Genomic DNA, 20,853 nt, shown 5'->3' with positions numbered 1-20,853 from the left:
GTATTAGGTAGAAACTTAGGCTTGATAGTGCGCAAATAAACCTGTGATTTCTTTTTTTGTGTTGGACTTGCGAAAATTTGCATATGAAATAAAATACAGGCTTTCGGATCGAGTTGAACCTTGCATTAATGATTTTCTTCTATGTTATTCTGTAACATTATTCTCATAAAATCATCGGCATACGCCCGTCCTATTGGAATTTCAGCAAAATGACAACTCAATATTAAATTTCTTTTTGTGAAACTGATTATTTTATGAAGCGAAACAATATATGATTTGTGTACCCTTATAAATTATTCACGAGGAAGCATTTGGCTAATTTTTTTCAAATTCATTTGTGAAACAATAGGACGAGAATCGATCGTGTGTATTTTAATGTAATTATCCATAGCTTCTATATATTGTATATCCGCAATTCTGATATTCTACTTTAATCGTTATTTCCTTACTTGCAGAAAGTTTTTCTTGTACAAGTTTCTGCATTTGAAGCAAGTCTCTTACTTTCTGAACAGCTCTTTCAAAACGAGAAAAAGAGAATGGTTTATACAAATAATCAACCGCATTAAGTTCAAAACCGTCTAATGCAAATTGGGCATAAGCTGTTGTAAAAATCAAATAAGTTCCCTTGGGCAAGGATTTGGCAAGTTCAACTCCTGAAACTCCATTTATATCAATATCAAGAAACAGAATATCAGGATTGGTTTCGATGACATTATTTATTCCTGAGATTGGGTCGCTATATACCGACAATTCAATATTCCCTATACGTTTGCAATATTGGCTGATAATGGAAAGGGCAACCGGTTCGTCATCAATAGCAATACATCTCATGTTATATCAAGTTTATGGTTAATGCCACTTTATGAATCTTCTCTGTTTTTACAATATTCAACGTGTAAGCCCCCGAATAGAGCAAATCTAACCGCTTACGACAGTTACTAATTCCAATTCCCTTTTTCGGGGGCAATAGTTTTTTCTGTATTTGATTATAGGTCGCTAGTGAAAGAATGCCATTTTTCATTTGTATATCTATTGATATAACACCATCTGAATAAGAGGATGTACCATACTTGAATGCATTTTCTATAAATGTTATTAATATCATAGGTGCAATTTCGATTGAAGCATCATCTTCGTTATGTGTAAAATATACTTTAGTGTGCTCGTTAAGTCGAAGAAGTTGTAAATCAATATATTTTGATATGTAGTTAATTTCTTCTCCAATTGATGTTTTATCTTGTGTACTATTGGAATAGATATATCTCAACAATTCGGTAAACTTTAAAAAAACGGATTCTGCTTTCTCTGATTGCGAAATCATTAAACCATAAATAGTATTCAATGTATTAAATAAAAAATGCGGATTGATTTGTGCCTTGTACAACGCTAGTTCTGCTTTGTTTTTTTTCATGTTCTACAGCTTGGTGGGCTAAGGTACGCTTGTGTAGCTCTATTAAAAAACCGATCATGAAGCTGAAACAGGTAATCATGAAAAAAATGAACCAGACGCTCAATCTGCGTATCCGGCCTATTGCCTTGTTGGCAAAAGGGTCTTCCAAAGGTGAAATGTCACGAGAGTAAAGGATAAAGCAATATGTGACAATAATCGTAAAACACACCCATAACAATGCTTGAAAAATTTGTTTCTTTCGAAACAACATTGGCGTGCAAATTCTTCGGTTAATAAAATAAATTCCATACAGCCATATTATAATCAGTACCACAAATAAAGGCTTATCCGGAAACCAATATTCTACGGGCATAAACATAATCATTGCCGGAAGAAGAATAACGCAGCAGGCAATATCAATGGCAATCAGTACTTTTTTATCAGTCATAACGGTAGCTATTGAATACATTGCAAAGTTACATAGATTTTGTGTGATAATTAAGTGTTTGACAGTCCGTTTACAACGACATTGGTGTCGTTCACAACGACATGCTTTTGTAAAATATTGTCTCTCTTTATTTTTACAGCAAATAAAATTCAAAAATATATGGAAAAGACAAGCACTCATCGTATTTTTTTAGTTATGATTGTTGCCATAATGGCATCATGCAGTAGTGAAAAAGCACAAGAAGAAAAAACGGGCAACTATCAGATAATGGTTGTCAGCCGAGAAAACAAAGTATTGGAAACTAATTATACGGCTATTGTCAGAGGGAGGCAGAATGTGGAGATTCGCCCACGGGTAAACGGTACAATTACGGAAATTTGCACAAGAGAGGGGGCGTTCGTGAAAAAAGGAGAAATATTATTTATTATTGATCAAGCCCCTTACGTGGCTGCTTTAAAAACAGCTAATGCCAATGTGAAAAGTGCAGAAGCAAAATTGGCAAATGCACGTCTTACCTATGAGGGGAAAAGAATTTTACGTCAAGAAAATATCGTTTCCGACTTTGACCTGCAAACAGCACACAACGCCTTATTGGAGGCAGAAGCTTTTCTGGAAGAAGCTAAAGCACGGCAAAGCAATGCTGCAACCGATCTTTCATACACAGAAATAAGAAGTCCGGTAAATGGCATTGCAAGTATGATTCCCTACAGGGTTGGTGCTTTGGTAGATAACAATATTACGGAACCCTTGATTACCGTATCTGATGATGAAGAGGTACATGTCTATTTTTCTATGACAGAAAACCAAATGTTGGATATCATTCAAAGGCAAGGAGATTTGAACATGAATGAGGTTAAAGAAATAAAATTTCGTTTAAGTAACGGAAACATTTATAACCATGTAGGAAAGATTGATGCTATTAGCGGGATGATTGACTATAATGTCGGAACAATCAGTATTCGTGCTACATTCCCAAATCCGAACAAAATGTTGCGCAATGGTGGAACAGGGCAGGTTATTCTGGCAATACAAAAGAAAAATTGTATTGTTATTCCACAAAGTGCTACTTATGAAATCCAAAACCGCTTGTTTGTCTATAAAATTGTGAACGGGAAGACCAAATCAACGAGTATTGAGGTAGAAAGTATCAATGACGGAAAAGAATATGTTGTTACTTCCGGCTTGCAGGAGAGAGATACGATTATATCCGAAGGTGCCGGATTGGTACGTGAGGGAATTGTTGTTTCAAACAAATAAAATCAAACAGATATGAGTGTACAAACTTTTATAAATCGTCCTATACTTTCAGGAGTGCTTTCGGTGTTGATTGTCATTTTCGGTTTAATAGGATTATCCCGTTTACCATTGGAACAATTTCCTGAGATAGCACCACCTACAGTACGCGTGTCGGCTACTTACACGGGTGCCAATGCGGAGACCGTACAAAAAGCGGTTGTCGTTCCGTTGGAAGAAGCAATAAACGGAGTGGAAAATATCAATTACATGACATCTTCGGCGTCGAATAACGGTTCTGCTACTATCACCGTCTATTTCCGTCAAGGAACAGATCCGGATATGGCAACCGTCAACGTACAGAACCGCATTGCTTCTGCACAAGGATTATTACCTGCGGAAGTGATAAATACTGGTATTACTGTCCGGAAAAGCCAAAACAGTACTGCTAAAATCATAGCTTTGTACAGTCCCGACAATTTCTATGACCAAAAATTCTTATACAATTATTTCAAGATAAATATAGAACCGCAACTCGCCCGTATTAAAGGCGTGGGAGATATTACCGTATTTGGTTCGGAATATTCATTGCGTATTTGGTTGAAACCACATAAAATGGCTCAATATAAATTAGTTCCGGCAGATATTACTGCCGTATTGCAAGAACAGAATGTAGAAGCTGCAACTGGTACATTAGGGGCTGATGCAGAAAACACGTTCCAGTATGTATTAAAATATAGGGGACGATATGATCAAGAAGAAGAGTTTGAAAATCTTATTATTAAGTCGCAGGAAAATGGCGAGATTCTACGCTTGAAGGATGTTGCAGATGTAGAATTAGGGTCGTTAAGTTATATGGTAAAAAATGAGTTGATAGGATATCCCGGAACGAATTGCATGATTGCCCAAACACCCGGTTCTAATGCAAATGAAATTGTAAAAGATATTGATAAAGTAGTTCGGGAAATATCATCAAATCTGCCACAAGGTATGAAGCTGGTTGATTTAATGAGTATAAAAAGTTTCTTGGATGCTTCTATTAAAAATGTGGTAAGAACTCTGTTTGAGGCTATTTTGTTGGTAATTCTGGTTGTCTATGTTTTTTTGCAAAATATTCGTTCTACATTCATCCCGTCAATGGCTATCATAGTTTCTTTAATCGGAACATTTGCGTTCTTGTATATTGTGGGTTTTTCATTAAATATGCTTACTTTATTTGCATTAGTGCTGGTTATCGGTACTGTGGTTGATGATGCAATAGTTGTGGTTGAAGCAGTACAAGCGAAATTTGACGAAGGGTATGAATCCTCTTATTTGGCAACGGTCGATGCCATGAAAGGGATTAGCTCTGCGTTGGTGACAACCTCTTTGGTTTTTATGGCGGTATTCATTCCAGTTTGCTTTATAAATGGAGCAACGGGAACTTTTTATACACAATTCGGTATGACTATGGCGGTAGCTGTCTGTATTTCGACCTTTAATGCCCTGACATTAAGTCCAGCACTATGCGCTTTGCTAATGACACCGCATAAAGAAAACGAATTAAAGAAAAAAATGAGCTTTTCCTCTCGTTTCCATATTGCATTTGACATCGCTTTTAATCGCATTGTTGGAAAGTACAAACGAGCTATTTTATTCTTTCTTAAACGGAAATGGATCGTCGGTATTTCGCTTGGCATCGCTCTGTTAGGATTCTTTTATCTATTGAACACAACAAAAACGGGATTAGTACCAGATGAAGATACCGGAACGATTGTGGTTGATGTACAAACAGCACCGGGTAACAGTCTTGCCCAAACAGAAAAAATATTGCATAAAATAGAGAAACGTATAAAAGATGTTCCGCAATTCCAAATTTATTCCAAATCAATTGGAATGGGAATGATTGCAGGGCAAGGGGCATCTAACGGTACATTTATTATACGTCTGAAACCGTGGGACCTGCGTACGGGAAAGTTTGATGATAACAGATCAGTAATTGCACAAGTTTATAAACGACTTGCAGATATAACAGAAGCAAAGATTATGGTTTTTGCTCAGCCGATTATATCGGGCTATGGAGTTACTAATGGCTTTGAAGTACATGTACAAGACCGCATGGAGGGTAACGTGGAAAATTTGTTCAATCATACACAACGGTTTATAACAGCTTTGAATGAAAGACCCGAAATTGCAAGGGTACAAACCAATTTTGATGCAAAATATCCGCAATATATCGTGGAAGTTGATGCTGCAAAATGTAAACGTAACGGAATTTCTCCGGCAGAGATTTTGAACGCTTTATCCGGTTATATCGGTGGAACTTATTCGTCCAATATGAATAAATACTCCAAACTTTACCGGGTGATGGTGCAGGCATCACCCGAATATCGTCTAAATACGCAATCTTTAGACAACATATTTGTGAGGACAGCAGGTGGAAAAATGTCACCGATAGGCGGATATCTGACTTTAACAAGAGTGTATGGTGCTGAAATGCTTTCCCGATTCAATCTGTTTTCTTCTATTGCTATCAATGGAACTCCGGCTACCGGGTATAGTTCCGGTCAAGCTATCAAAGCTATCCAGGAAGTAGCAGCACAAACTTTACCTAGTGGTTATAGCTATGAATTTGGAGCAATGACAAGAGAAGAAGCGATTACAGAAAATACTTCCATTTTTATTTTTGGCATTTGTATCGTGTTCATTTATCTTATTTTGTGTGCATTATATGAAAGCCTATTTATTCCAATGGCTGTGATTTTGTCCGTTCCATTTGGATTAGCAGGTAGTTTTCTGTTTGCTAGATGCTTCGGGGTGGAAAACAATATTTATATGCAGACAGGTGTGATTATGTTGATTGGACTTTTGTCTAAAACGGCTATTCTGCTAACGGAATATGCTTCACAACGGAGAATGCAAGGGGTGAGCATAACAAAATCTGCCATGTTGGCTGCTAAAATGCGCTTGCGTCCAATTTTAATGACTTCGTTGACAATGGTGTTTGGACTAATTCCGATGATATTTTCATCAGGTGTCGGTTCTAATGGGAGCCGTTCGCTTGCAGTAGGAACGGTGGGTGGAATGTTGACAGGAACACTTGCCTTGTTGTTTATCGTGCCAGTATTATTTATCTTCTTCCAATGGTTAGAAGAAATTATCCGTCCAGGCAAATTTGAATACGCAAATAAAGCCATAGCAGAAAAGCAAGAAAACAATTTATAAAAGAATGATGAAAAAGATATTAACAATTAGTGTTACAATACTGTCATTGACAGCTTGTAATGTATATGAACCATACACTCGTCCTAAAATGCAGGCTGAAAATCTATACGGTATGGAATACTTTCCCGAAGACACACTGTCTATGGTTTCTTTGTCATGGAAAGAGATTTTCACGGATACGCTTTTACAGGATTATATAGAAAAAGCCTTGTCACAGAATGTAGATGTCCGATCAGCACAACTTCGTATAGATGAAGCGAAAGCCCAACTTTCTGCTGCTCGTTTGACGCTTTTGCCCTCATTCGCATTAACCCCTCAAAGTCATATCAGAAGTCTAAACGGAGAGAAGGCAACACAGGCCTATCAATTACCCGTAACTGCTAACTGGCAGATTGATATTTTTGGCAGGCTATCTAATGCTAAAAAACAAGCAAAAGCCTTGTTTCTTCAAAGTCAGGATTACGCACAAGCTGTACGCAGTCAATTAGTGGCTAATGTGGCTAACACCTATTATACATTGATGATGCTTGACCGGCAACTTGATATTGCCAAATCCACAAAACGAAGCTGGTTGGAAAATTTAGCATCCACTCGTACATTGAAGTCGATCGGAGGAGCAACCGAAATCGCCGTAAGCCAATCGGAAGCAGCTTGTCAATTTATAGCTATTTCTATTTTAGATTTGCAGGAACAAATCAAACAAGTAGAAAATAGCTTTTGTTTGTTGTTGGCAGAAGTACCACATTCTATAAAAAGAAATTGTATCAAGAACCAATACCTGCCAACTTCCGTTAAGATAGGAATACCAATGCAGTTGTTAACCACCCGTCCGGATGTTCGTGCGGCTGAACGCTCGCTTGAAAATGCTTTCTATGCTACCAATCAAGCCCGTTCTGACTTTTATCCAAATATTACATTAAATGGAATTGCCGGATGGACAAATGCGGCTGGGGAATTGATTGTTAATCCGGGGAATTTTTTGGTATTAGCCATAGGTTCTCTTGTACAACCTTTGTTTGCTAATGGGCGATTAACCGCACGGTTAAAAGTTGCTAAATCTTTACAAGAAAGAGCGACTTTAAACTTTCAACAAGCATTACTGAATGCGGGTACGGAAGTTAATGATGCTTTATGTCAATATCAAACGGCACATGAAAAATCGAAACTGTATGAACAGCAAATAGCGTTTTTGAATGCTATTGTAAGAAATACGGAATTATTAATGTCTTATGGGAATACAACTTATTTAGAAGTTCTTACTGCACGACAATCACTTTATAATGCAGAATTAAACCAAGTAGCTAATCAAATGAAAGAATTGCAATCTGTTGTAAATCTATATCAAGCGCTTGGTGGTGGAGTGTGAATATCATAAAGATAGAGTGTTGTGATGAAAGAAGGGAAGGACAAATATACAAAGAGAGTTAGCCTTCGTGGGCTAACTCTCTTTTTTCGGTCGATTTCGCGGAGAGGGAGGGATTCGAACCCCCGGAACCTCGCAGTTCAACGGTTTTCAAGACCGCCGCAATCGACCACTCTGCCACCTCTCCAAATGCGGATGCAAAGATAACGACTTTCTCTGGCTTTCAAAATTATTTTTGTGTTTTTTTATTCAACATGTGTTTTAAGTATAAGTAACCGCATACACCCGCGAATAGCGAGCCGCCGATGATTCCGATCTTAGCTTGGTTGAGTAGCATGGCGCCTTCTTCTCCCATGCCCGAGTACGAGAGGTTGGCGATGAACAGGGATACTGTGAAACCGATTCCCCCGAGCAGGGATACCCCGAAAAGGAGGCGGTTATCCATCTTGTCGGGCATCGTGAGCCAGCCAGCCTTGATGCTAAGGTAGGTGAAGGAGAATATGCCGATGAGTTTACCGAATACTAGCGAGATAAAGATGGTGACAGATACTCCGTGTAGAGAGGCGAACGTGAAACCTTCGAACGAGATGCTGGCGTTGGCGAAAGCGAAAAGCGGCATCACGATGTAATTCACGAGGGAGCGCAGGTCGTCGTCCATGGCTTGTAAGGGGCTGACTACCTTGTCTGATGCTGACTCTATGCTTTTCAGTATGGATAGTTCTGAATTACTTAATATGGGATCGTCTGATTTTTCTGGCAGGTGTTTGAGGCTTTCGCGGATGTTGTTGACGTATTTGTATATGTGCAACTTTGGACGGGCGGGTACGGTGAATGCCACGATGACCCCGGCGATGGTGGGGTGTATTCCTGCGTTGAGGAACAGGCTCCACACGGCGATCCCGAAGAAGATGAAGAATAATTTGTTGTGAATACCTCGTCGTCCGCCGATGTATAGTAGGGTGACGATCACGGCGGCAGCAATGAGGTAATTGACCACGAGGTGTGAACTGTAGAAGAGGGCGATGACGATGATGCCCCCGATGTCGTCAACTACGGCGAAGGCGGTAAGAAATATCTTCAGGCTAAGGGGTACTTTTTTCCCCAGCAAGGAGAGAACTCCTAACGAGAAGGCGATGTCTGTTGCCATTGGAATGGCGGCTCCCCGCATGGCGAGACCGGGTTGACCGATCAGCCGGAACAGAATAACTGGGAGTATCATTCCCCCGCAAGCGGCAACGACCGGGAGAAGGGCTTTACGTGGGGTGGAAAGTTCCCCGACGAGTAGTTCCCGTTTGATTTCCAACCCGACGGAGAAAAAGAAGATTGCCATGAGGGCATCATTAATGAAGTCCAGTAGCGTCATCGGGTTACCGTCATGGCGGTCGAAGAGGTTAAAACTTCCGATGGTGAGGGAGATGTTCTTCGAGAGAAGGGCGGTATAATGCTCTTGCAGGGGGGAGTTCGCAACGAGCATTGCTACGACTGCCACGAATAGAAGAATGATACCCCCGTTTACTTTGGTTTGTATCAATTTCCTGATGGAGAATTTGAATATTTCTTTGACCATTTTACAAGTAGTTTATGGAATTAAATTCGTCGCGAAATTAATAAAATTGCAAACAAATTAAATAATTGAAAATTGAAAATGCAAAGATTGCCGAAGCAGGAAACTATTTCAATTTTCAATTGTTTCATTTTCCGCTCTCTCCGTGTATATTTCTTCTAGTTCGTGTTGGTGGTAGAGATAGCCGGGGTCATCGTAGTATTTAGCGTTTCGAGGGCATTTTTTGATGCAGGCTCCGCATTTGATGCAGATGCCCGTGATTTCTTTCACGTTGTCGGGGTTGATGGAACCCATGGGGCATACTTTGACGCATAGCCCGCAGTCGTTGCAGCGGTCATTCGTGAGAGGTTTCACCTTGCGGATGTCTACCGGGTTGCCATGGCGATCCCGTGGGGTGTAGTATCCCCGGTAAGGATAAGGAGTGCCAGGCACTTTCACTAGGGGTGGGGGAGTCTTGGCGTCGAGCGTGCTGCATTTGGCGGCGATGTCGAGGGCGAAGGCGGTGGCTGTTTCGATGTCTTTCGTGTCGGGGCGGTCTTTCGCTAGCATGCGGGAGAATGAATGTTCACCCACGAAAGCGGCGGCAGCAATGGGGTATAGACCTCTCCGGTAGAGAATATCCCGGAGTTCCACGAGGGCGTCGTCGTAATTGCGGTTGCCGAACACGGTGACCGGCACTGCCAGCGCCCCGTTGCCCGTGATCGTGTCGAGGTATTTGAGCAACACGTTGGGCACCCGTCCGGCGTAAACCGGGGTGCCGAAAACGACAAGTTCGTTGTCGGCAAAGGTCAGCGGAGTGGTTCTCGCCCGGGGAAGGGTGAAGTCATATTCCTCACAAGTGGCGTGCAGCGCTTTTGCGATGCCTTTTGCCACGGCTGTGACCACCCGTCGGGTGGTGCCTGTCGGGCTGAAATAGATTGCCCGTACCCGTTGTATTGTTCTCATTTCTTGTAATATTCTTTGAACCATCGTGCGAAGCGGGCAATCCCCGTTTCCAGTGAAGTATAAGGTGTGTAGCCGTAGTCTTCTTGCAAGCGGGTGGTATCCGCCCATGTTTGGTAAACGTCGCCGGCTTGCATCCCCACGAATTCCTTGCGAGCCTCTTTCCCCATGTTCTCTTCCAGCAGGCGCACGAAGTCCATGAGTTGCATGGGATTCCCGTGTCCTATATTATATATGGTGGCAGGTGTGCCGGGCACGTCTTCCCGAAGAATGCCGGGAGTGGTGACGATCCTTTCGATGCCCGTGACGATATCATCGATATACGTGAAGTCACGCGATAGGTTGCCGTTGTTGAAAATACGTATCGTTTCGTCGTTTTGTATGGCGCTGGCGAAAAGCATGGGAGCCATGTCCGGGCGACCAAAAGGTCCGTACACCGTGAAGAAACGCAGGCCGATGGTTTGCAACTTGTAGAGATGTGCGTAAGTATATGCCATGAGTTCGTTGCCTTTCTTGGTAGCGGCGTAGATGCTGACGGGGTGATCCACGTTGTCCGTTTCCTTGAAGGGCACGGAGGGATTATTCCCGTACACGGACGATGACGAGGCGTATATGAATTTCTTGCAATTCGTTTTTTTACTTGCTTCCAATAGATTGAGGAAGCCCACCACGTTGCTTTGCATGTAGCTCTCGGGATGGCTCAGGCTGTATCTTACCCCGGCTTGGGCAGCGAGGTTCACCACGCAATCGAAGTGGCGAGCCTCAAACAGGCGATTCACCGCTTCTGCATCACAGAGGTCTATCTGGCAAAAAGTGTATGCCGGGTATTTTTCCGACATGATTTCTTTTTTCGGTTCCGGATAGTCGATACCGCACTCGTGCAGGCGGTCGAGTTTGAGTGAAACATCGTAATAATGGTTGATTGAGTCGATACCGTACACGGTGTGCCCCGAAGCCAGTAGTTTCTGCACGAGGTAAAACCCGATAAAGCCCGCCGTTCCCGTTACTAGAATATTCATGTTATTTCGTTATTTGAGTTTGTTCTATCGTTCCGTTCAAGTTATCATTCTCGTTTAGTGTGCCCAGCCTGACGGGCACGATCCGGTTCGCCAGCGTCCGGTCGTAAGGAAGTTCCACCCGGATATAGTTGTCCGTGAATCCGCAGATCGACCCATTCGTGTCGCTATCCTCGAACAGCACGGGGCGCACCTCGTCACGGTGAGCCGCGTAGAAGGAGCGCAGTTTCTGTTCGGACACGTCAAGCAGGACGTTTACCCGCCGGTGTTTTTCCGCTTGCGTTACAATATACGGGATATCGAGTGCTTTTGTTCCGGAACGTTCCGAGTAGGGGAACACGTGCAGTTGCGACACGTCGAGTCCTGCGATAAATTCCCGTGCGTCCTCGAATGCCTCCGGGGTTTCCCCGCGCATCCCGGCGATGACGTCCACGCCGATGAAAGCGTCGGGCATGAGAGTCATGATTTCCTGTACTTTCGCAGCGAACAGTTCCCGCTCGTAGCGGCGTTTCATGAGGTGCAATATCTCATTGCTACCGGATTGTAGTGGCACGTGGAAGTGTGGCATGAACCGGCGGGACGATGCCACGAAACGGATAATCTCGTCGGTCAGCAGGTTTGGTTCGATGGACGATATGCGGAAGCGGTCAACTTCCTCCACTTCGTCGAGAGCCTGCAATAGCTGGATGAATGTTTCTCCCGAGCCTTTCCCGAAATCGCCTGTGTTCACACCCGTGAGGATGATCTCGCGAATACCCCGTGCCGCCGCATCCTGTGCTGCTTCGAGTACGGCTTGTATCGAGGCGCTGCGGCTGCGCCCGCGGGCGTAAGGGATCGTGCAATACGTGCAGAAATAGTCGCATCCGTCCTGTATCTTGAGGAAACTGCGGGTGCGGTCGCCGTACGAGTAGGCAAGGTCGAAACCGGCTACCTTGAAGATGTCGCACGAGTGCGGTTCCTGTTTTTCCTGTTCCTCGAGGTGGGTGAGGTAGTGAGCCACGTTGAATTTGTCACGGGCACTGAGCACGAGGTTCACTCCCTCGATAGCCATGATCTCCCGTGCCCGTAGCTGGGCGTAACATCCCACAACCACAATATAAGCGCCGGGGTTACGGTGGATGATTTTCCGTATCATCTGCCGTCCCTTTTTCTCCGCTATGTCGGTGACGCTGCACGTGTTGATAACGAAAATATCCGCCCCATCCTTCTCCCCGACAGTCACGGCACCCGCTTGTTCGAGGCTATGTTTGATGGTGGAGGTCTCCGAGAAATTCAATTTGCATCCTAACGTGATGTACGCTACACTCTTCCCTGCTATATTCATGCGTGATTGTTTTATGTCTTGAGTGGACAAAGGTAGTAAATAATTGAAAATTGAAAATTGAAAATTGAAAATTGATTTTGTGACCGTGTAAAAAACTTGTAACTTGCAACCTCAAAACTTGCAACTCGCCGAAGGCGATAAAACTAGGAGTAGATGAAGTATTACATTATTGCCGGAGAGGCATCGGGCGATCTGCACGCCTCGAATTTAATCAAGGGTCTGAAACGTCGAGACCCGGATGCGCTGGCGCGAGGCTGGGGGGGCGATCTGATGCGTGCTGCTGGCTGCGAGATCGTGCGCCATTACAAGGATACCGCCATCATGGGGTTCCTTACCGTGTTGAAGAACCTCGACAAGATCAAGGCGAATATAGACGAGTGTCGCCGGGATATTTTGGCGTGGCGCCCGGATGTCGTGATTCTCGTCGATTACGGGGGATTCAATCTCCGGGTGGCGAAGTTTATCAAGGAGGCGGGTATCCCAGTCTATTATTATATATCGCCTAAGATATGGGCGTGGAACACGGGACGGGTGAAGAAGATCAAGCGCCTCGTCGATCGGATGTTCGTTATCTTCCCCTTTGAGGTCGGGTTTTATGCCCGGTATGATTATCCCGTTTATTACGCGGGTAACCCGCTGGTGGATGCCATCCATGACCGGGATCACAAGGACGAGACGTTCGAGGAATTTACCCGGCGGAACGGCTTGTCGGGAAAGCCAATCATCGCCCTCGTGGCGGGTAGCCGGGCACAGGAGTTGAAACACGTGTTGCCGAAGATGTTGTTGATGATACCCCACTTCCCGGGGCACGAGTTCGTGATTGCCGGGGCTCCCTCGATGATGGATGCCGACTATGCGTCTTATATACAGGGAACGGGAGTGCGTATCGTGTACGGGCAGACCTACCGCCTCGTGAAACAAGCCCGTGCCGCACTGGTTACCTCCGGGACGGCGACGTTAGAAACCGCCATACTGGGAACCCCGCAGGTGGTTTGTTATAGCGGGGAGGGGGGAGCTTTCAGCTATTTCTTGTTCAAGACCTTCGTGAAGGTAAAATTCATTTCGCTGGTTAACTTGATTGCGGGGAGAGAGGTCGTTCCCGAGCTGCTGATGCAGAAGTTGAATGAGCGGAACATCCTGCACGAACTGTCTGCCATCCTGCACGACGGGGAGAGCCGTGCCGCGATGCTTGCCGGTTACCGGGAGGTAAACGAGCGTCTCGGGGAACCGGGTGCCTCGGATCGGTTCGCGGAGATGATGATCGGACAATTGAAAGAGAATGTCACTTCAAACAAGGATAAATCAAAATAATCAAGACCATGAAAACGGTTGTTACATCTATGCTGGTTTTACTTTCTCTATGCGTCATGGGGGAGAACAAATGGCGGTTTACTGCCAAGGAGAAAAAGGTGATAGAGAAGGCTGTTTCCGAGATTCCGGATTCTACCCGGAAGACATTCGACAAGCGTTACAAGGCTTGGAAGGATGCTTACATGAACAATCATGAAATACGGCTTAGCAGTCGGACGGAGTCTTCCAAAGAGGTGCCGGAATACAAGGAGCTCGTGAAGATGGGCGACCGGATTATTCCCTTGTTGATACAGAAAATGAGCGAAGATATTGACCTTAATTTCTTCGATCTGGTGCCGTATCACCACCTGCAAACGAACGAAAAATTGAAAGTCTGCGGGATGATGAGCGAACAGGGCAGGGCGTACCAAACCGTGTTGCTGTGGGTGAAGTCTATTTCTTTTCCTTGAACAGGAACTTGTTGCCGTCGAAGAATGCCTCGATAAGGTCGAAACGAATGAATCTGGCGAGGATCGTCTCCGCTTTCGGGCGGGAAACCCGTGCAAGGCGGCAGTATTGGTTGAGGCTGATGGTGTCGTGGCGTGCGAGATGGTCGAGCAGTATTTGTTCGTTTTCGGTGTAGCGCACGAGTGAACCGAGCGGGGTTCCTGACTGTTGCCATACCTTGAGGTGGACAGGCGTGGCGAGGATGTTCTCATCCTTCACGCGGACGTATGCCCACCAGTGGTTGTCGTGGTCTTTGGCGTAATACGGTTTCTGTTTTCCTTCCGGAATGATGACTTCCAGCACGGTGCGTCCCTCGATGCGGTAGGTGTGCATCTCGCATTCTATCTGTGGTTTGCAGTAGAGCGAGGTGGCGGCTTCGACCATGTATATTTCTTCCTCCGAGCGAACCCCGGCTATCTTGCCGTTGTCCTTAACCCCGACAAGCAGCCTGCCGCCGTCGGTGTTGGCAAAGGCGGAGAGTGACCGGGCTATTTTTCGGGCATCGGATATTTCAAATTTGAAATCCTGTTGTTGGTGTTCCCCTTCCTCTATTCGGTCGTGTATGTAGTCAGATGGTTCCCGTGTCATGGTCTGCTTCTTGTTTGTGGCGCAAAGATAAATAAATTCTCTGTATTTTTCCGGTAGGGTAAACACGCTTTTGCCCGGGGAAGAACTGCTGTCAATCTGCCTTTGTATCTTGTATTGTTGGTAGCTTCTTGTATTTTTTTGCTTTTTATTTCGTGTGCTTTTTTTATATATTTGTATTCAAATACAGGAGACGTAAATCTATATACCCAGGAGGGGTGTGGATTTACGTCTCCTGTTTTTTTGCGGGGGGCGTAAGAGTTTATTCATTTATAAACTTTTATTTATTTGATACATGAGTAACAAAAGAAAAAGTCAGAGAGTGGCGGCGGCGGGAAAAGGTCAGTTGTGGCTGAGCGCTGAGGGTGTAGATGCGGCTATCTGGGCGTATCGGAAGGCTATGTTGTCGGACGGGAGGACGTATGTCGTGATCCGGGAACTGATGTTCCTCGGTGATTTTGCCCGGGAATTGGGGCGGGAAACCACGGCGGTGGAGGCGTACCGGGAGGCGTTGGAAGCCTGCTTCGGTGGCGGGCGGGCGTACGCCTGCCGCTATTGGCGTGATGCGTACTATTGTGCCTTGATGGTCGATTCTATCTTGGGCAACGAGGGTTGCACGGAAATGGATCGTGTACTGGACTTTTTTAACAGCGCCTCCAGGCGCTGTTAAACTTTTATAGATACCCGTCTGTTTCCGGTCCCATGTTAAAGAGCAGGTCTATGATGCTGAGGTTCGGGACAAAGGGAAAACGCTCGGCGAAGGTTTGGTGGTAAGGCTTCGGGGTGAAAGGGCGTTCGGCACGGCGGCGGGAGGGCTTGGGGTGAATGACATCGCGCAGGTCTTCGTGGTTTTCGGGGGTCGGGTAGTAATCTTCGGTGAATGACAGGGGACGGCGAAGACCGATGTTCTCCATAAGTTCACGTAGAATCTTAGTGTTGAGGTCGAGCAAATATTTCTCTTTCCGCTCGAAAAAGGGCATGAAATTATCCATGTAATAATCGTAGTAGGGAGAGTTCTTGTAGGCGGATTCGATGCCTTTGAAATGGAGTTTCTGCCAAGGGGTGGAATAGTCCACGAGTACGTCTTTTGTCAACATCTTCAGCGAGGCTCCTTTTACGACGGGGACGGAGAGGGTCATGACGCCGTTGGCGGTCATGATGTCGCAGCGGTTGCGGTAACTTTGTTTGCCATAACTTTCATACTGTTCTACGAGTATTTCCGAACAGCCTTTGATCTCCGAGAAGTACTGTACCGGGGGAAAATATGCCGTGTTGACTAGAATGTTGCTCATGATTTATTCATTACAAATTACGGGTTCGCAAGTTACGCGTTATTTTGACTCCGTGCAAGAGGAATACCTGGGCAAGGTGTGGTTGCGGACGTGCAAAACAGGCTTCCTCGGGTTGTGAATGCCCAAGAGTGACTGTTCACGTGGAGTTAAGGCGGCGTTAAACTGCAAAAGAGCTTAATATTTTTCACTTGGGCGGAAATCTGTATTATTTTCTCTTCTTTAATGAATTTATACCAAAAAAGTATGGTTTTTGGTTCGATTGTTGTATCTTGTAAAACAATTAACAAAATGTCCGGGTTCGGTAAAGGACTTCACGGGATAGGCAAGAAAGGAGAATAATTTTTACCCCGCGAATAGAACAAAAGCCATGATTCCACGTAAATTAATGGTAACAATATCCTAACCGGATTGTAACATAAAGACGGTTTATTTGAAAGATTAAAATATAAAAAAAGATATATGATGCTAAAACTCGTGGAACAAGATAAATTATTACAACCATACGCGGGAGTGATCGAGAGAAGACACCAGCAAGTGTTGGATATGGAGCGGGAGTTCACTTACCGGACGACGCGGCTGGCGGATGCGTGTAACTCGTACCTCTATTACGGGTTGCACCGCGTGGCGGACGGTTGGGTGTTTCGGGAATGGGCGCCGAATGCCACGGCGGTTTATTTCTTGGGGGAATTCAATGACTGGCGCAAGCATCCCGACTACGCGCTGACAAAAGCTGGAAGCGGGAACTGGGAAATTCGCCTGCCGGCGGATGCGTTGGCGCACGAGATGCTGTACCGTTTGCTGGTAGAGTGGGACGGGGGAAGCGGCGAACGCTTGCCGTCGCACGTGAGGCGGGTGGTACAGGACGAGTACACGAAGGTGTACAGCGCACAGGTATGGGAACCGGCGCAACCTTACCGGATGCGTTACGGCAGACCGCCGCGGGCGGAGAATCCCTTGATTTACGAGGCTCATGTCGGAATGGCGACGGAGCACCGAAGGGTATCGACGTTCACGGAGTTTCGCCTGTTCGTGCTACCGCGGATCGTGGATTTGGGATACAATACCATCCAGCTGATGGCGGTACAGGAGCACCCGTATTACGGGTCGTTCGGTTATCAAGTGGCTAATTTTTTTGCGGTGAGTTCCCGTTTTGGGACGCCGGAAGAATTAAAGGCATTGATTGATGCGGCGCATGGCTTGGGCGTGCGGGTAATCATGGATATAGTGCATTCCCACGCGGTGAATAACGAGCTGGAAGGGTTGAGTCGTTTTGACGGGACGACAGACCAGTATTTCTATCCCGGTGCACGGGGACGCCACCCGTTATGGGATTCCCGTTGTTTCGATTACGGGAAACACGAGGTGTTGAATTTCTTGCTGTCGAATTGCAAATATTGGCTGGAAGAGTTTCAGTTCGATGGATTCCGTTTCGACGGCATCACGAGTATGTTGTACTGGGATCATGGGATAGAACGCAATTTCACTGAATACTCTATGTATTACGACGGGAACGAGGACGAGAATGCAATCACTTATCTGGCGCTGGCTAATCGGGTGATCCATCAAGTGGCACCGGAAGCGATCTCCATAGCCGAGGACGTGAGCGGTATGCCCGGCGTGGCTTCCCCGGTAGAAGACGGGGGCATGGGGTTCGATTACCGGATGAACATGGGTACGCCGGATTACTGGATCAAGTTGCTGAAGGAGAAGCGGGATGAAGAATGGCACGTGGGAGACCTGTTCTACGAGTTGACGAACAAGCGGGAGGAGGAACACACGATTAGTTACGCCGAGAGTCACGATCAAGCTTTGGTGGGTGATAAAACGATATTCTTCCGGTTGGTAGACAAGGCGATATACTCGTCGATGAGCGTGTTTGATACGAGCGTGATTATCGATCGGGGGATGGCGCTTCACAAGATGATCCGTCTCGTGACGATAGGTACGGCAGCGGACGGGTACTTGAACTTCATGGGCAATGAGTGGGGACACCCGGAGTGGATAGATTTCCCGCGGGAAGGGAACGGTTGGAGTTACGAGCACGCTCGTCGATTGTGGAGCCTCGTGGACGACGAGAGTTTGCGCTTTCGCTTTTTGAACGTCTTTGACAAGGCAATGTTACAGGCGGTGACGGACAACAATATCTTCGAGTGGCGCCCGGAACCGCTGGTGCGGGATAACGAACGGCAGATATTGATTTTTATGCGCGGGGACGTGATGTTCGTTTTTAACTTCAACCCGGAAAAGTCTTTCCCGGATTACAAGTTCGATGCACCCTCCGGAAAATTTACTTATATACTGGACACGGATGACAAGGCATTTGACGGGGCGGGACGGATAAACCCCGAGACGGAACATTTCACCCGTTACGTGTCGCCCGGAAGGGGACAGTTGAGTTTATATATACCCGCTCGGACGGGGCTGGTTTTACGTCGAAGTTGAATAATTGAAAATGAATAATTGAAAATGAACTCCTCCGTCGACAAAGCCGAAGACGGTAAGTATTTTAGCTCTTCCTCTGTTTATAGAGGGAAATCGGCGAGTAAGCAAGAACAGACAGGAGCTTGCTCCGTGTTTGTTGAGCGAGAGCCGATTCGAGACTGCCTCGGGCTCAATACCCCTAAGGGGGGAGTTTTTAGAGATAAAAGATAAAAAAAATAGGAATTTAGAGAGGAAAGAAGCGTTGACACGAGCGTGGAAATCTAAAATCTAAAATCATCAAATCTAAAATTAAGATATGAGTTACTTGAATTTCAACAAAGAAGAATTGGTTAACTTGGAATATTCCTTGAAAAGAGAGGTGCTTTCGACCAATAGGGCGGGGGGATATTCTTCGACAACCATAGTCTGTTGTAACACGAGGAAATATCACGGGTTATTAGTCCTGCCGATCAAGGAGTTCGACGGGGAGAACCACGTGTTGTTGTCCTCGCTGGATGAAACGATCATTCAACACGGGCAGGAGTTCAACTTGGGCATACACAAATACCCGGGAATATACGAGCCCCGGGGGCATAAATATATCGTGGATTTGGAATACGATCCGTTGTTCACGTTGACCTACCGGGTGGGAGGTGTCGTTTTGAAAAAAGAGATATTGATGGTGCACAATGAAGCACAATTGATGGTTCGTTACACGCTGGAGGATGCCCATTCGGAGACGTACTTGCGGTTGAAACCATTCTTGGCTTACCGTAACGCACATTCACTGAGCAAAGCGAATATGATGGCGAACACGAAGTACGAGGTAGTGGAGAACGGTATCCGTTCCAAGCTGTACGTCGGGTTTCCTGCATTGAATATGCAGTTGAGCAAGGCGAACGAGTTCGTGGCGGTGCCGGACTGGTATTATAATATAGAGTACCTGGAGGAGAAAGCCCGCGGGTATGATTACAAGGAAGACCTTTTTGTTCCGGGCTATTTCGAGGTTCCGATCAAGAAGGGGGAAAGCGTTATTTTTTCGGCATCGACAGAGGAGGCGAAGACCTCCGGGTTGAAACGCAAGTTCCAACAACTGGAAGCGAAACGGAAACAACGCGATGATTGCGAGAATTGCCTGACGTATTCGGCTTCACAGTTTATCGTGCATGACGGCAAGGACACGGAGGTCGTGGCGGGCTACCCGTGGTTCGGTCGTTGGGGGCGCGATACTTTTATTGCCCTGCCCGGTTTGACGCTGGCGGCTTGCCCGGATCTAAAGACCTGCAAGGAGGTGCTTGACACGATGTCCCGACAGTTGCACAACGGGTTGTTCCCGAATATCGGTAAGGGGGATAAGGCGGCTTACAACTCGATCGATGCCCCGATGTGGTATTTTTGGGCGGTGCAACAGTATGACGAGGCTTTGAACGAGCCGGGAGCGATATGGAAGGCTTACGGGAATAAGATGAAAGCTATTCTGGCGGCGTTCCGGGACGGGATCAATCCCGGTTTGCACATGGATAAGAACGGATTGATATGGGCTGCACAGCCCGGCAAGGCACTGACGTGGATGGATGCCGTGGTTCGAGGAGTCCCCGTGACGCCGAGGGCTGGATATGCCGTGGAGATTAATGCCTTGTGGTATAATGCCGTGTGCTACTCGCTGAAGCTGGCGGAAGAGGAAAAAGACAAGAAATTTGTGGAAGAATGGAAAGAGATGCCCGAGTTAATCCGGAAGTCGTTCGTGGAAACCTTCTGGAACGAGGAGAAGGGATATTTGGCAGACTACGTGGATTTGGAAGGGCAGAACCTGTGGGTGCGACCGAATCAGGTTTTCGCTTGTTCGTTGGCTTATTCCCCGATTACCGATGACATGAAGGAAAGCGTGTTGAACGTGATTACCCGGGAGTTGCTGACTCCGAAAGGACTTCGTACGTTGTCGCCCAAGAACCCGAATTATCACGGGCATTACGAGGGCGACCAGAACCGTCGTGACGAGGCTTATCATCAAGGAACGGTATGGCCTTGGTTGATCGGGGCGTACATCGAGGCGAACTTGAAGTTGCACGGGAAACAGTTTTTACCCGAGGCGAAAGAGTTGCTGGACGGGTACGAGGAAGATATGACGCTTTACGGGGTGTGCTCGATTGCCGAGGTTTACGACGGCGATCCGCCACATAACCCGAATGGAAGTATATCGCAAGCATGGAGTGTGGGAGAAGTTTTGAGAAGTATGGAATTAATTAGAAAATGTGAAAATTGAATTTACACATT

General features: G+C 45.9%; 16 protein-coding genes, 1 tRNA gene and 1 pseudogene. 8 read left to right on the top strand and 10 right to left on the bottom strand.

Annotated features, from left to right (window positions below; translation table 11 throughout):
• Positions 1 to 125: 125 nt before the first annotated feature.
• The 3 genes and pseudogenes from BN8899_RS21275 to BN8899_RS20540 all read right to left on the bottom strand — a co-directional run bounded on the left by BN8899_RS21275 (position 126) and on the right by BN8899_RS20540 (position 1,411).
• Positions 126 to 389, bottom strand: a pseudogene (locus BN8899_RS21275) (LytR/AlgR family response regulator transcription factor).
• A complete protein-coding gene (locus BN8899_RS21270) occupies positions 382 to 831 on the bottom strand; it encodes a LytR/AlgR family response regulator transcription factor (protein ID WP_231932425.1) in 450 nt (149 codons plus the stop codon). The pseudogene BN8899_RS21275 and the gene BN8899_RS21270 overlap by 8 nt, the downstream one beginning before the upstream one ends.
• A gap of 1 nt (position 832) precedes the next feature.
• Positions 833 to 1,411: a sensor histidine kinase gene (locus tag BN8899_RS20540; protein ID WP_082987128.1), complete on the bottom strand. Its 579-nt coding sequence runs from the start codon at positions 1,409 to 1,411 to the stop codon at positions 833 to 835.
• A gap of 586 nt (positions 1,412 to 1,997) precedes the next feature.
• Here BN8899_RS20540 and BN8899_RS18620 point away from each other — a divergent pair.
• From BN8899_RS18620 to BN8899_RS18610, 3 genes are read left to right on the top strand one after another with little or no spacing between them, the layout of a single operon-like run.
• On the top strand, positions 1,998 to 3,095 hold the full coding sequence (locus BN8899_RS18620) for an efflux RND transporter periplasmic adaptor subunit (protein WP_065220493.1): 1,098 nt from the start codon (positions 1,998 to 2,000) through the stop codon (positions 3,093 to 3,095).
• A gap of 12 nt (positions 3,096 to 3,107) precedes the next feature.
• Positions 3,108 to 6,275: an efflux RND transporter permease subunit gene (locus BN8899_RS18615; RefSeq protein ID WP_065220492.1), complete on the top strand. Its 3,168-nt coding sequence runs from the start codon at positions 3,108 to 3,110 to the stop codon at positions 6,273 to 6,275.
• Between the two features lie 4 nt (positions 6,276 to 6,279).
• Complete coding sequence (locus BN8899_RS18610) at positions 6,280 to 7,641, top strand: TolC family protein (RefSeq protein ID WP_065220491.1); 1,362 nt, start codon at positions 6,280 to 6,282, stop codon at positions 7,639 to 7,641.
• Positions 7,642 to 7,740: 99 nt separating this feature from the next.
• On the opposite strand, the gene BN8899_RS18605 is transcribed toward BN8899_RS18610, so the two are convergent.
• The 5 genes from BN8899_RS18605 to mtaB all read right to left on the bottom strand — a co-directional run bounded on the left by BN8899_RS18605 (position 7,741) and on the right by mtaB (position 12,484).
• Positions 7,741 to 7,825 (bottom strand) — tRNA-Ser (locus BN8899_RS18605).
• Positions 7,826 to 7,867: 42 nt separating this feature from the next.
• The gene (gene nhaA, locus BN8899_RS18600; RefSeq protein WP_082987127.1) at positions 7,868 to 9,205 is read right to left on the bottom strand and encodes a Na+/H+ antiporter NhaA; all 1,338 of its coding nucleotides are present in this window, start codon (positions 9,203 to 9,205) and stop codon (positions 7,868 to 7,870) included.
• A 108-nt stretch (positions 9,206 to 9,313) separates the two neighbouring features.
• Entirely contained in the window at positions 9,314 to 10,147 is an 834-nt protein-coding gene (locus BN8899_RS18595; RefSeq protein ID WP_065220490.1) for an EFR1 family ferrodoxin, read from the bottom strand.
• A complete protein-coding gene (locus BN8899_RS18590; RefSeq protein ID WP_065220489.1) occupies positions 10,144 to 11,163 on the bottom strand; it encodes an NAD-dependent epimerase/dehydratase family protein in 1,020 nt (339 codons plus the stop codon). Before BN8899_RS18590 ends, BN8899_RS18595 begins: the two co-directional genes overlap by 4 nt.
• Before the next feature lies 1 nt (position 11,164).
• Positions 11,165 to 12,484: a tRNA (N(6)-L-threonylcarbamoyladenosine(37)-C(2))-methylthiotransferase MtaB gene (gene mtaB / locus BN8899_RS18585; protein WP_065220488.1), complete on the bottom strand. Its 1,320-nt coding sequence runs from the start codon at positions 12,482 to 12,484 to the stop codon at positions 11,165 to 11,167.
• Positions 12,485 to 12,637: 153 nt separating this feature from the next.
• Between mtaB and lpxB the strand changes: the two genes are divergently transcribed.
• Complete coding sequence (gene lpxB, locus BN8899_RS18580) at positions 12,638 to 13,795, top strand: lipid-A-disaccharide synthase (protein ID WP_065220487.1); 1,158 nt, start codon at positions 12,638 to 12,640, stop codon at positions 13,793 to 13,795.
• An 8-nt stretch (positions 13,796 to 13,803) separates the two neighbouring features.
• Positions 13,804 to 14,244, top strand: coding sequence for a hypothetical protein (locus BN8899_RS18575; RefSeq protein WP_148375534.1), 441 nt, complete (start codon positions 13,804 to 13,806; stop codon positions 14,242 to 14,244).
• Here BN8899_RS18575 and BN8899_RS18570 read toward each other — a convergent pair.
• Complete coding sequence (locus BN8899_RS18570; protein ID WP_065220485.1) at positions 14,228 to 14,869, bottom strand: AlbA family DNA-binding domain-containing protein; 642 nt, start codon at positions 14,867 to 14,869, stop codon at positions 14,228 to 14,230. The two genes, BN8899_RS18575 and BN8899_RS18570, sit on opposite strands and share 17 nt — an antisense overlap.
• Before the next feature lie 292 nt (positions 14,870 to 15,161).
• On the opposite strand from BN8899_RS18570, the gene BN8899_RS18565 reads away from it, so the two are divergent.
• Complete coding sequence (locus tag BN8899_RS18565; protein ID WP_148375530.1) at positions 15,162 to 15,536, top strand: hypothetical protein; 375 nt, start codon at positions 15,162 to 15,164, stop codon at positions 15,534 to 15,536.
• Positions 15,537 to 15,540: 4 nt separating this feature from the next.
• Here the strand turns inward: BN8899_RS18565 and BN8899_RS18560 are convergent, their stop codons facing one another.
• Complete coding sequence (locus tag BN8899_RS18560) at positions 15,541 to 16,158, bottom strand: WbqC family protein (protein WP_065220483.1); 618 nt, start codon at positions 16,156 to 16,158, stop codon at positions 15,541 to 15,543.
• A 459-nt stretch (positions 16,159 to 16,617) separates the two neighbouring features.
• Between BN8899_RS18560 and BN8899_RS18555 the strand changes: the two genes are divergently transcribed.
• Positions 16,618 to 18,600 carry an alpha-amylase family glycosyl hydrolase gene (locus BN8899_RS18555; protein WP_065220482.1) on the top strand — a complete coding sequence of 661 codons (1,983 nt, stop codon included), beginning with the start codon at positions 16,618 to 16,620 and terminating at the stop codon, positions 18,598 to 18,600.
• Positions 18,601 to 18,895: 295 nt separating this feature from the next.
• A complete protein-coding gene (locus BN8899_RS18545) occupies positions 18,896 to 20,842 on the top strand; it encodes an amylo-alpha-1,6-glucosidase (protein ID WP_065220480.1) in 1,947 nt (648 codons plus the stop codon).
• Positions 20,843 to 20,853 lie beyond the last annotated feature (11 nt).

The sequence above is a fragment of the Butyricimonas sp. Marseille-P2440 genome (genome assembly GCF_900091675.1).
GTDB lineage: Bacteria > Bacteroidota > Bacteroidia > Bacteroidales > Marinifilaceae > Butyricimonas > Butyricimonas synergistica.
Note: the sequence above shows the minus strand (reverse complement) of the source record. Positions and strands in the feature narration are given on the sequence as shown.

Bases quoted from the DNA above. Each gene is read 5' to 3' on its own strand.
- BN8899_RS18545 (WP_065220480.1), top strand. From the start codon at position 18,896: ATGAGTTACTTGAATTTCAACAAAGAAGAATTGGTTAACTTGGAATAT.
- BN8899_RS18575 (WP_148375534.1), top strand. From the start codon at position 13,804: ATGAAAACGGTTGTTACATCTATGCTGGTTTTACTTTCTCTATGCGTC.
- lpxB (WP_065220487.1), top strand. From the start codon at position 12,638: ATGAAGTATTACATTATTGCCGGAGAGGCATCGGGCGATCTGCACGCC.
- BN8899_RS18610 (WP_065220491.1), top strand. From the start codon at position 6,280: ATGATGAAAAAGATATTAACAATTAGTGTTACAATACTGTCATTGACA.
- nhaA (WP_082987127.1), bottom strand. From the start codon at position 9,205: ATGGTCAAAGAAATATTCAAATTCTCCATCAGGAAATTGATACAAACC.
- BN8899_RS18590 (WP_065220489.1), bottom strand. From the start codon at position 11,163: ATGAATATTCTAGTAACGGGAACGGCGGGCTTTATCGGGTTTTACCTC.
- BN8899_RS20540 (WP_082987128.1), bottom strand. From the start codon at position 1,411: ATGAAAAAAAACAAAGCAGAACTAGCGTTGTACAAGGCACAAATCAAT.
- BN8899_RS18565 (WP_148375530.1), top strand. From the start codon at position 15,162: ATGAGTAACAAAAGAAAAAGTCAGAGAGTGGCGGCGGCGGGAAAAGGT.
- BN8899_RS18555 (WP_065220482.1), top strand. From the start codon at position 16,618: ATGATGCTAAAACTCGTGGAACAAGATAAATTATTACAACCATACGCG.
- BN8899_RS18595 (WP_065220490.1), bottom strand. From the start codon at position 10,147: ATGAGAACAATACAACGGGTACGGGCAATCTATTTCAGCCCGACAGGC.
- BN8899_RS18560 (WP_065220483.1), bottom strand. From the start codon at position 16,158: ATGAGCAACATTCTAGTCAACACGGCATATTTTCCCCCGGTACAGTAC.
- BN8899_RS18620 (WP_065220493.1), top strand. From the start codon at position 1,998: ATGGAAAAGACAAGCACTCATCGTATTTTTTTAGTTATGATTGTTGCC.
- mtaB (WP_065220488.1), bottom strand. From the start codon at position 12,484: ATGAATATAGCAGGGAAGAGTGTAGCGTACATCACGTTAGGATGCAAA.
- BN8899_RS18615 (WP_065220492.1), top strand. From the start codon at position 3,108: ATGAGTGTACAAACTTTTATAAATCGTCCTATACTTTCAGGAGTGCTT.
- BN8899_RS21270 (WP_231932425.1), bottom strand. From the start codon at position 831: ATGAGATGTATTGCTATTGATGACGAACCGGTTGCCCTTTCCATTATC.
- BN8899_RS18570 (WP_065220485.1), bottom strand. From the start codon at position 14,869: ATGACACGGGAACCATCTGACTACATACACGACCGAATAGAGGAAGGG.